Raw genomic sequence first — 11,105 nt, forward strand, 5'->3', positions numbered from 1 at the left:
ATTTACACTCGCTCCAAAGAAACATGATCAAAGTACCCACCAAGCATGCTAGTCGCTGGGTGCCCTGCTGGAATTGAAACTGTATTGTCAGCAACAAGAGAATCTATCACCAGCTCGAAACTGCTCGTCGCATTAGCTTGCTTAACTTGAACTTTCGCGCCTGCTGAAAGACCCATGCGCTCAGCCAAAGCTGGATTAACTACGGCAACTGGCACAGCCACATCTTTCGTCGCTTGCAATGCGGGCGCACGGCGGACAATCGGATCTGCGTTATACAACGGTACTTCTGCATGGCGAACAATTGAATCAACAGCACTTAAGCCGTTGACAGCAAAACCATCGCCCAAACGATTATTTAACCGTGACAAGATTTTTTCTGCATCCAGTGCATCTGCACGCACTTCCTCTGCAGAGTCATAGGCAAAACCGGGCAATTCAAGCACGTCTGCAAGTACACGCAGAACCTTCCAGGCCGGACGGGCATCACCTTGAGGTTTTACCACACCGTTGAAAGGTTGCAATTTACCTTCAGTATTTACATAACTACCGGCGGTTTCAGAGAACGGCGTAATTGGCAACATTACGTCAGCGTACTGTTCTGCCGCGGCTGACTTGAATGCCGAGCACACGACAACCATTTTCGCTGACGAAAGTGCTGCAACTGCCTGAGCAGGGTTATATGTGTCCAGTTCCGGCTCAACATTGAACAGAACATAAGCCTGTTTTGGCTTAGCGAACATCTGAACCGCATTGTCACCAGCGTCTGTTGGCACAGCACCAACAGCCCATGCCCCCACGCTGTTAGCAGCCAGCGCTGGTACAGACACAATTGCACCAGACAGTTCAGCAATTGCGTTAGCAATAGCAAGCAATGTGGCAAACTGTGGGTGATATTGAGCCTCTGCCCCCAGCAAAATCACCTGTTTCTCACCTGACAGCAATGTCTTGGCAATTTCCTGATGCAATGCAGTGACTTCGACTTTTGTATCAAACGAAGCAGGGAGCGGCTTACCAGCAGATTGTGCAACAGCGTGTAAAACAGCTAACAATGTATTCGCGAAGTTCGCAGGAGATACTAATGCTTTGCCTTTAAACTTAATGTACTGCTGTGTATCTTTAGCAGTAATTGTCGCCACACTCGCACCATGTTTGACCGCATAACGGACGCGACTTGCAAGTAGCGGAATTTCTTTCCTCAAATTACTACCAACCAGCAACATGCTATTCAGTGAACTGAATTCAGCGATACTTTGACCCAACCAAGGTATCCCTTGATAAGCCGAGTCTGCTGAAAAATCAGACTGCTTGATCCGAGAATCAATATTATTGGTGCCGAAAGCACGCAACAGTTTCTGGAACAGGAAAATTTCCTCTGTAGTGCTATGAGGAGAAATCAAGCCAGCAATTTCTGATGCTCCACTGTTCTTCCTGATGTCCAGCAGACCATGCGCAACATATTCAAGCACTTGCGTCCATGAGACCTCTTTCCAGATGCCGCCATTCTTGATCATCGGTTTGGTCAGGCGTGCTTCTGAATTAAGTGCCTCATAGGAGAAGCGATCGCGGTCCGCAATCCAGCATTCATTAATGGCTTCATTCTCGTTTGGCAGCACACGATACACCTTGTTGTGCTTAACCTGAACGATCAGATTGGACCCCAACCCATCGTGCGGACTGACTGACTTGCGACGAGACAATTCCCATGTCCTGGCACTGTAACGGAAAGGCTTGCTTGTCAGCGCACCAACCGGGCACAAATCAATCATGTTCCCAGACAATTCCGAATCCACTGTCTTCGAAATGAAAGGCATGATTTCAGAATGCTCGCCACGGTTAGCCATGCCCAGCTCCATACGCCCGGCAATTTCATCACCAAAACGGACACAGCGGGTACAGTGAATGCAACGAGTCATGTCGGTACTGATCAGCGGGCCCAAATCCTTGTTTGCAACAACGCGCTTTTCTTCTTCATAGCGGGATGAAGAGCCGCCATAGCCTACCGCCAAATCCTGCAGCTGACATTCGCCCCCCTGGTCACAAATAGGACAGTCTAGCGGGTGATTGATCAACAAGAATTCCATCACACCCTTTTGCGCTTTCGCAGCAAGCTCGGAGTGAGTTTTCACTTTCATGCCGTCTGTAACAGGTGTTGCGCAGGCAGGCAAAGGTTTAGGTGCTTTTTCTACCTCAACAAGACACATGCGGCAGTTAGCTGCAATCGAGAGCTTCTTGTGGTAGCAGAAATGTGGAATATATACACCTGCCTGATTGGCGGCATCCATAACAGTACTACCAGTTTCAACTGTTAGCTGCTGGCCATTAATTTCGATTTCTAGCATTGCGACTACCTAGATATTTTATTCGAAGTAACTAAAGCACGTTAAGGGCAAATGTTTTGCCCTTAATGCCCTGCCCTTTAAAACCATTTATGATCGACCAAGCACTTCTTGTTCTCGATGTGATATTCGAACTCGGAACGGAAATGCTTTGTAAAACTTCTTACCGGGAATACTGCGGCGTCAGCAAGCGCACAAATAGTCTTCCCTGCCATGTTATTACCGACTGACGTCAGCAGATCCAGATCATCAGGACGGCCAAGACCATTCTCGATGCGATGGATCACGCGATACAACCAGCCGGTACCTTCACGACAAGGTGTACATTGTCCACAAGACTCTTCATGATAGAAATAGGCCAAACGCTCTAGTGCTTTCACCATGCATACGTCTTCGTTCATGACGATCACGGCACCAGAACCCAACATGGAACCTGCTTTGCTGATTGCATCATAATCCATGGTGAGATCCATCATGACGTCACCAGGCAGAATTGGGGCCGAAGAACCACCAGGAATGACAGCTTTCAGCTTTTTCCCGTCTTTCATGCCACCGGCCATTTCTAGCAAGGTTGCAAACGGTGTGCCAAGCGGAATTTCGTAATTGCCAGGGCGATTTACATGACCAGAGATCGAGAAGAGTTTTGTACCACCATTGTTCGGCTTACCAGCTTCCAGAAACTTGCTGGCACCATCTTTGATAATGAAAGGTACTGAAGCGAAAGATTCTGTGTTATTGATCGTTGTAGGCTTGCCATACAGGCCAAAACTGGCAGGGAATGGCGGCTTGAAACGTGGCTGGCCTTTCTTGCCTTCCAGTGATTCAAGCAACGCAGTTTCTTCCCCACAAATATAGGCGCCATAGCCATGGTGAGCAAACAAATCAAATGAGAAATCTGATCCTAGAATGCGCTCGCCTAGCAAACCGGCTGCACGAGCCTCATCCAAAGCAGTTTCAAAGCGCTCATAGACCTCAAAAATTTCGCCATGAATATAGTTATAACCGCGCTTAACACCCATTGCATAAGCGGCAATAATCATGCCCTCGATCAGTGCATGCGGGTTAAACCACATGATGTCACGGTCTTTGAATGTACCTGGCTCACCCTCATCCGAATTACAGACAATGTACTTGTCCCCAGGGAATGAGCGTGGCATGAAGCTCCACTTCAACCCGGTTGGGAAGCCTGCACCACCACGACCACGTAATGATGAATTCTTGATTTCTGCAATTACTTCATCTTGCGGAGTTTGTGCTTCAATCAACTTTTTAAGCGCAGTGTAACCACCACGAGCCTGATAAGCTGCGAGTGACCAACAGGAAGAGTCTGCGGTATCTACACCTTCAAAAATGACACCCTTTTCAAAGACGGCCATTATTAGTTACCCAATTTATCAAGTTCAGCCAGTTTTGCGTCAATTGCTTCTTTTGACATAAAACTGCACATAGAGTGATTATTCACCAACAGTACAGGAGCATCACCACAGGCACCCATGCACTCACCTTCAACCAGGGTGAACTTACCATCAGCAGTAGTTTCACCAAAGCCGATGTTCAGCTTTTCTTTGAGGTAATCTGCAGCAGCGACACCACCACCTAATGCACAAGGCAGGTTGGTACATACAGTAATTTTGAACTTACCGACTGGCTTCAAGTCATACATGTTGTAGAATGTTGCCACTTCATAGGCCGCAATTGGCGGAATATCCAGATAGTTTGCAACAAACTCAATCAAATCCGTAGAAAGCCAAGATTTTTCTTGCTGTGCTATGCGCAAAGCACCCATTACTGCGGACTGTTTTTGTGCAGCAGGATACTTGGCTACTTCGCGATCAATTTTTGCGAGTGATTCGGTCGTCAGCATTATCGGTCAATCTCCCCGAACACAATATCTTGAGTCCCAATGATAGCCACAACGTCAGCGATCATGTGGCCACGCGCCATTTCATCCAGTGCAGCCAAGTGTGAGAAGCCCGGTGCGCGAATTTTCAAGCGATAAGGCTTATTGGCACCATCAGTGACCATATAAATACCGAACTCGCCTTTTGGATGTTCCACGGCTGCGTATGTTTCACCAGCTGGTACGTGCATACCCTCTGAGAACAGTTTGAAATGATGGATCAGTTCTTCCATATTCGTCTTCATGTCAAGACGGCTTGGAGGTGCTACTTTATGGTCATCCACAATCACTGGACCAGGATTCTTACGAAGCCAATCCACACATTGTTTTACGATTCTGTTTGACTGACGCATTTCTTCAACGCGAACCAGATAGCGGTCGTAGCAATCACCATTTGTACCGACCGGAATGTCAAAGTCCAGACGGTCATATACTTCGTAAGGCTGCTTCTTGCGCAAATCCCAAGCGATGCCTGAGCCACGAAGCATAGGGCCTGTCATACCCAATGACAAAGCACGCTCTGGCGTGACGATACCGATATCGACGGTACGCTGCTTCCAGATGCGGTTATCTGACAACAGGGTTTCATAGTCGTCTACGCATTTCGGGAAACGGTTTGTAAAGTCTTCAATGAAGTCAAGCAAGGAGCCCTGACGGTTCTCGTTCAGCTTGCGAATTGCATCTGCATTTTTCAGCTTGGAAACTTCATATTGAGGCATGCTGTCTGGCAAGTCACGATACACACCACCAGGTCGATAATAGGCAGCATGCATGCGCGCACCAGATACGGCTTCGTAGCAATCCATCAGGTCTTCACGCTCGCGGAAAGCGTAAAGGAAGACGGTCATTGCACCAATATCCAGTGCATGCGCGCCAATCCACAGCAAGTGATTCAGGATCCGTGTAATTTCATCAAACATGACCCGGATGTATTGCGCACGCTCAGGCACTTTGACGCCCATCAGATTCTCGATGGCCATCACATAAGCGTGTTCATTACACATCATGGAGACATAATCCAGACGATCCATGTAAGGAACACTCTGGATGAAAGTCCTGGTTTCTGCCAGTTTTTCTGTACCACGGTGCAGCAGGCCTACGTGCGGATCTGCACGCTCCACCACTTCACCATCCAACTCTAAAATCAGACGCAAAACCCCGTGCGCAGACGGATGCTGCGGACCGAAGTTAAGTGTGTAATTGCGAATCTCAGCCACCGTAGCCCTCCTCACGAATAATACGCGGAGTATTCTCACGCGGCTCAATCGTTACGGGCTGATATACAACCCGTTTTAGTTCTTCATCGTAGCGCATCTCAACGTTGCCAGAGACAGGGAAATCCTTGCGGAAAGGATGTCCAACAAAACCGTAATCCGTCAGAATCCGGCGCAGGTCTGGATGTCCAAGGAATACAATGCCATAGAGGTCAAATGCCTCGCGCTCGAACCAGTTGACAGAACTCCAGACATCGATCAGCGAATCTACCGAAGGAATATCATCATTTTCACAGAACACACGCACGCGAACGCGCTGATTCAGCTCAACAGACAACAGCTGGTATACAACCGCAAAACGTGAGCCATCCCAAGCACCATCGGCGTAGGCACTGTAGTCAACGCCGCACACATCGATACACTGATCAAATTTCAGCTGCTGGTGATCGCGCAAACCAGTCATGGCGGCTTTCAATGAAGCTGCTTTTACAACAATTGTTAACTGGTCTGCTTGAACAAAATGATTTACAAGGAAATCGCCCAGAACAGACTGAAGCGTTTCCAAAAGACGGGAATTATTTTGAGACATGTCTATTAACCCTGACGTGCAATAGTGCAGGTGCGCTTGATCTTGTTTTGCAGCTGGATCAAGCCGTATAGCAGTGCTTCCGCTGTAGGCGGGCAACCAGGGACATAAACATCCACCGGCACAATCCGGTCACAGCCGCGCACCACAGAATATGAGTAATGATAATAGCCGCCACCGTTGGCACAGGAGCCCATCGACAAAACCCAACGAGGTTCTGCCATCTGGTCGTACACTTTACGCAAAGCTGGCGCCATTTTGTTACACAAAGTTCCGGCCACAATCATCAGATCCGACTGGCGCGGACTAGGGCGGAAAATAATACCAAACCGGTCCAGATCATAACGGGCCGCACCTGCGTGCATCATCTCAACAGCACAGCAGGCCAGACCAAATGTCATCGGCCACAGTGAACCGGTTCGAGTCCAATTCAACACCTTATCAGCAGATGTTGTGATGAAACCCTTCTCCAATACGCCATCTATTCCCATTCTAGCGCGCCTTTTTTCCACAGATACACAAAGCCAATCACGAATTCAGCAATAAAGATCAGCATAGAAACGAAACCTAGCATGCCAATTTCTTTAATTGAAATTGCCCAAGGAATCAGAAATGCCGTTTCCAAGTCAAATACAATAAACAGAATTGCCACCAGATAATATCGGACATCAAACTGCATACGGGCATCTTCAAATGCGACAAAACCACATTCATATGCAGAGATTTTTTCGGCATCGGGACGGTTAGGACCAATCAGGGAGCCCAGCAATACCGGACCCACACCAACAGCCAAACCAATCACAACGAAGAGCAAAACGGGAAAATATTGTTGCAACATACCGCCCCCAACCGCCCGGAGCTTTGCCAGGCATTTGCTTATAAGACAAGAATTCTGGTGCCGACAGTGAGACTCGAACTCACACAGCTTTCGCCACTACCCCCTCAAGATAGCGTGTCTACCAATTTCACCATGTCGGCCCTAAAATTCACTACTGAATTTTAATTGGGAATCTGCTGTCCCTGTCCGGCAGGTTTTACCGGCTGCTGCTGAGACACAGATGAAGGCGCCACGGCCGTGCTCATCACACTACCTGAACCACCTTTTTGCACCGCAACCATGGACAACCCCAGGCTGGACGCAAAGAAAATAACTGCCGCGATTGCGGTTCCACGACTCAAGAAGTTAGCAGAACCCGAAGCACCAAACAGACTACCAGATGCGCCAGAACCAAATGCCGCACCCATATCCGCACCCTTGCCTTGCTGCAACAACACCAGCACGATTACCGCTGCTGCTGACGCAATATTAACAATCAAGAGTAAAGTCTTAAGCCATTCCATTTTGAATTCTACCGTTTATCGGAAGTTTCGACAAATCTTGACAAACTCTTCCGCTTTGAGAGATGCCCCCCCTACCAACGCTCCGTCGATATCAGGCATAGCTCGTAATTGTGCCGCATTTTCAGATTTAACGCTACCCCCGTAAAGGATTTTCAGCCCATTTGCTGTCTCAAATGCGACGTTGCGAATTGTGTCGCGGATATATTTGTGTATTTTTTGCGCATAATCAGGTGTAGCAACTTTTCCTGTCCCAATTGCCCAAACCGGTTCGTAAGCTATTACTACATTCGCCCATTCGGATGCGGTAAGTGCATCGCACAGGGGATGCAACTGACGGGAAATCACAGATTCGGTTTCCTGAGCTTCGTATTGCTGTAGCGTCTCGCCTACACAGATGACCGGTCTGATGCCATGCGCTAGAGCCTGTTTTGTCTTCTCAAGTACAGTGTTGTCGGTTTCATGATGATAGGTCCGCCGTTCTGAATGCCCTACCAAGGTAAATCCAACATTGAATTCCTTCAGCATAAGCGCCGAAATTTCACCTGTAAACGCGCCTGACGCGTGCGCCGAAACATCCTGAGCACCATACTGGACCGATGCCCCATTCAGTAATTGCGAAACCTGAGCCAGGTAGATGGACGGGACAGCCACACCGACCTGCACATCTTCTGCTGACCATGTTTCCGCCAGCAAACCGGACAACAATGACTCATTTTCTGCCTTGCTGCCGTTCATTTTCCAATTGCCGATTACCAATCCGCGTCCAGACATTATCTCTCCTCACCCGCTCAGTTCTGCGCATAAAAAAACCGACTTATGTCGGTTTTTTTATGATAGCATTTTTGGCACACTCTCATATAGTGTGTGGCTTTAGAAGCCCCTGTATTTCCAGTGAGAATGTACTCATGTGGATTTTTGGCATCGGTTTAATATTTGCTTTGCTTAAAGACAGCACGCGTTATAATATTCAGCGACAACACAGCCAGTGTTATCAGCGCGGCTCCCGCCCATGCGATTCCTTGCCAATTTTCATAAGGGCTCATCGCATACTGAAAAATCACCACTGGCAAGTTTGCCATTGGCTGATTCATGTTCAGGCTCCAGAATTGATTATTGAGTGCGGTAAAGAGCAGTGGCGCGGTCTCACCGCTAATCCGGGCCACAGCAAGCAGGATGCCGGTCAAGATACCGTTCTTTGCGGCAATCAACGATACCGTAAATACGGTTTTGCGCTGTGATGCACCCAAACCATATGCTGCTTCACGCATCTCGGTTGGCACTAACAACAGCATGTTTTCTGTCGTACGGACAATGATTGGCATCGCGATGATTGCCAGCGCAATCGAACCCGCCCAACCTGAAAAATGTTGCAGGGTTGCAACCACAACCGTATAGATGAAAAGGCCAATGACGATAGATGGTGCTGACAACAGAATGTCATTGATAAAGCGGATGGTATTGGCAAGACGGCTATTTTTGCCATACTCAGCCAGGTAGATGCCGGCAATCACGCCCACAGGGGCGGCAATCAGCGTACTCACCAGAATCATCAGCAAACTGCCGACAATGGCGTTCAGCAAACCGCCATCGGCGCCTGGTGGAGGCGTCATTTTGGTCAACAGATCCAAGTGCATTGCACCAAAACCACGGTTGAACAAGGTGAACAGAATCCAGCAAAGGAAGAACAGACCCACACCAGTCGCTGCAGTAGCGGCAACCATGGAGATCAAGTTTTTGATTTTTCTACGCTTGAAATGTGACATTTCTTTTGCGCCCAGCGCAATGGCGGTACCTTGACCCAGACTCATCTTGAGCCCTCCTTACGTTCTGCTTTTGCAATCATGATGCGGGCTGCGGCAAGTACCGCAAAGGTAATGGCGAACAGAATCAAGCCCAATGTAATCAAGGCAGAAACATGTAATGGATTTGATGCTTCGGCAAACTCGTTTGCCAGTAGTGAAGCAATGCTATTACCGGATTCAAATAATGAGATGCTGATATTGTTTGCATTGCCGATCATGAACGTAACAGCCATGGTTTCCCCTAGCGCCCGTCCCAGACCCAGCATCACGCCCCCCACCACCCCAACGCGGGTATAAGGCAAGACGATGTCCCACACGACTTCTGAGGTAGTAGCACCTAGGCCATACGCCGACTCTTTAAGCGTTGCTGGTACGACGGCAAACACATCCCGCATCACCGCACTGATAAACGGGATAATCATGATGGCGAGCACAATGCTGGCTGGCAAAATCCCGATACCGATCGGCGGTCCTTGGAAAAGCGGGCCAACCAGCCACAAGTTGCCAAACCATTCCGTCAGCGCAGGTTGCAGGTGCTCAGACAAGAATGGCGCTAGAATGAACAGACCCCACATGCCATAGATAATGCTGGGAATCCCTGCCAATAACTCAATGGCCGTTCCAATCGGACCACGGAGCTTCAGCGGGCACAATTCGGTCAGGAAAACTGCAATCCCAAAACTGACTGGCAATGCCAGCAGCAGTGCAATCAGTGACGTGACTAATGTCCCGTAAATGGCAGGCAAGGCACCATAAATATGCTGCACTGGATCCCAGGTTGTACTTGTCAGAAACCGCCAGCCAAAATGTTCATACACAGGACCAGCGCCAGAAATCAGCGAGAGAACAATCGCGCCAAGCACGGTCAGCACAACAAATGCCATACTGATTGCGATGACTTTGAATGCGTTGTTTTTCTTTCTCTCCGCAATGACCAGGTTGCGGTAACCCTGATCAGGCTTGGCAATATTATCTGCCGCTATATTTTGCATTGCACACACCCTTAGACTATCATGACTTACGCATCAGGCCGTCACTTATGTACGGCCTGGTAACACACTGTTTTTTACAGTGATTCGGCCACATTACTTCCAGATCGGCTTGCCAGCGGCATCCTTGATGTTGGCTTTCCAGCTTTCTTGCAACTGGGTCACCAGTGCGGCTGGCAGCGGCACATAGTCCAGCTCGCGAGCTGCTGCACCACCGTTTTTCAGTGCCCAGTCATAGAACTTCAGCACTTGCAGGCCGTTTTCAGGGTTGGCTTGCACTTTCTGCATCAGGATGAAACTGGCACCCGTGATTGGCCAGCTGTTCTTGCCTGGCTCGTTGGTCAGGATTTCATAGAAACCTGGGGCTTTAGACCAGTCGGCGTAAGAAGCAGCGGCCTGGAATGTGGTGTCATCCGGCTGCACAAACTGGCCTTCCTTGTTCTGCATGGACACGTAATCCATCTTGGTCTTCTTGGCGTAAGCGTATTCCACGTAGCCAATGGCACCCTTGATACGCTGCACGTAAGACGCAACGCCTTCGTTACCCTTGCCGCCGACACCTTCCGGCCAGGCCACGGCAGTACCGGCACCTACCTTGGTTTTCCATTCTTCGCTGACTTTGGACAGGTAGTTCGTGAAGATGAAAGAGGTACCAGAACCATCTGAACGGCGTACCACGACGATATTGCTGTCTGGCAGTTTCACGCCCGGGTTCAGGGCCACAATCGCTTTGTCGTTCCAGGTCTTGATCTTGCCCAGGTAGATATCAGCCAGTACAGCACCAGACAGTCTCAATTGACCACCCACCACGCCGTCCAGGTTTGCAACCGGTACCACGCCACCGATGATGGCCGGGAACTGGGTCAGGCCGTTCTTGGTTTGTTCTTCCAGGGTCATTGGCATGTCGGATGCGCCAAAGTCCACGGTTTTAGCCGTA

12 protein-coding genes and 1 tRNA gene are annotated in these 11,105 nt (G+C 49.1%); all 13 read right to left on the reverse strand.

Going from position 1 to position 11,105, the window contains the following annotated elements; translation table 11 throughout:
• Positions 1 to 2: 2 nt before the first annotated feature.
• Positions 3 to 2,339 (reverse strand): NADH-quinone oxidoreductase subunit NuoG, encoded by a 2,337-nt coding sequence (nuoG, locus tag F552_RS0100460; RefSeq protein ID WP_026182251.1) that lies wholly within the window; start codon positions 2,337 to 2,339, stop codon positions 3 to 5.
• Positions 2,340 to 2,416: 77 nt separating this feature from the next.
• Complete coding sequence (nuoF, locus tag F552_RS0100465) at positions 2,417 to 3,712, reverse strand: NADH-quinone oxidoreductase subunit NuoF (protein ID WP_018149744.1); 1,296 nt, start codon at positions 3,710 to 3,712, stop codon at positions 2,417 to 2,419.
• Between the two features lie 2 nt (positions 3,713 to 3,714).
• Entirely contained in the window at positions 3,715 to 4,200 is a 486-nt protein-coding gene (nuoE, locus tag F552_RS0100470) for an NADH-quinone oxidoreductase subunit NuoE (protein WP_018149745.1), read from the reverse strand.
• On the reverse strand, positions 4,200 to 5,453 hold the full coding sequence (locus F552_RS0100475; protein ID WP_018149746.1) for an NADH-quinone oxidoreductase subunit D: 1,254 nt from the start codon (positions 5,451 to 5,453) through the stop codon (positions 4,200 to 4,202). The genes nuoE and F552_RS0100475 overlap by 1 nt, the downstream gene beginning before the upstream one ends.
• Positions 5,446 to 6,039 (reverse strand): NADH-quinone oxidoreductase subunit C, encoded by a 594-nt coding sequence (locus F552_RS0100480; protein WP_018149747.1) that lies wholly within the window; start codon positions 6,037 to 6,039, stop codon positions 5,446 to 5,448. Before F552_RS0100480 ends, F552_RS0100475 begins: the two co-directional genes overlap by 8 nt.
• 5 nt (positions 6,040 to 6,044) lie before the next feature.
• Complete coding sequence (locus tag F552_RS0100485) at positions 6,045 to 6,527, reverse strand: NuoB/complex I 20 kDa subunit family protein (RefSeq protein WP_018149748.1); 483 nt, start codon at positions 6,525 to 6,527, stop codon at positions 6,045 to 6,047.
• The gene (locus F552_RS0100490) at positions 6,518 to 6,874 is read right to left on the reverse strand and encodes an NADH-quinone oxidoreductase subunit A (RefSeq protein ID WP_018149749.1); all 357 of its coding nucleotides are present in this window, start codon (positions 6,872 to 6,874) and stop codon (positions 6,518 to 6,520) included. Before F552_RS0100490 ends, F552_RS0100485 begins: the two co-directional genes overlap by 10 nt.
• Before the next feature lie 55 nt (positions 6,875 to 6,929).
• Positions 6,930 to 7,014 (reverse strand) — tRNA-Leu (locus tag F552_RS0100495).
• 21 nt (positions 7,015 to 7,035) lie between these two features.
• A complete protein-coding gene (gene secG / locus F552_RS0100500; RefSeq protein WP_018149750.1) occupies positions 7,036 to 7,377 on the reverse strand; it encodes a preprotein translocase subunit SecG in 342 nt (113 codons plus the stop codon).
• 15 nt (positions 7,378 to 7,392) lie between these two features.
• Complete coding sequence (gene tpiA / locus F552_RS0100505; RefSeq protein ID WP_018149751.1) at positions 7,393 to 8,148, reverse strand: triose-phosphate isomerase; 756 nt, start codon at positions 8,146 to 8,148, stop codon at positions 7,393 to 7,395.
• 155 nt (positions 8,149 to 8,303) lie between these two features.
• The gene (gene pstA, locus F552_RS0100510) at positions 8,304 to 9,185 is read right to left on the reverse strand and encodes a phosphate ABC transporter permease PstA (protein WP_018149752.1); all 882 of its coding nucleotides are present in this window, start codon (positions 9,183 to 9,185) and stop codon (positions 8,304 to 8,306) included.
• Positions 9,182 to 10,171 (reverse strand): phosphate ABC transporter permease subunit PstC, encoded by a 990-nt coding sequence (gene pstC, locus F552_RS0100515; protein WP_018149753.1) that lies wholly within the window; start codon positions 10,169 to 10,171, stop codon positions 9,182 to 9,184. Before pstC ends, pstA begins: the two co-directional genes overlap by 4 nt.
• Before the next feature lie 93 nt (positions 10,172 to 10,264).
• On the reverse strand, positions 10,265 to 11,105 hold an 841-nt coding region (gene pstS, locus F552_RS0100520), incomplete at its 5' end, for a phosphate ABC transporter substrate-binding protein PstS (protein ID WP_018149754.1).

This window comes from Leeia oryzae DSM 17879, from assembly GCF_000376945.1.
Taxonomy (GTDB): domain Bacteria; phylum Pseudomonadota; class Gammaproteobacteria; order Burkholderiales; family Leeiaceae; genus Leeia; species Leeia oryzae.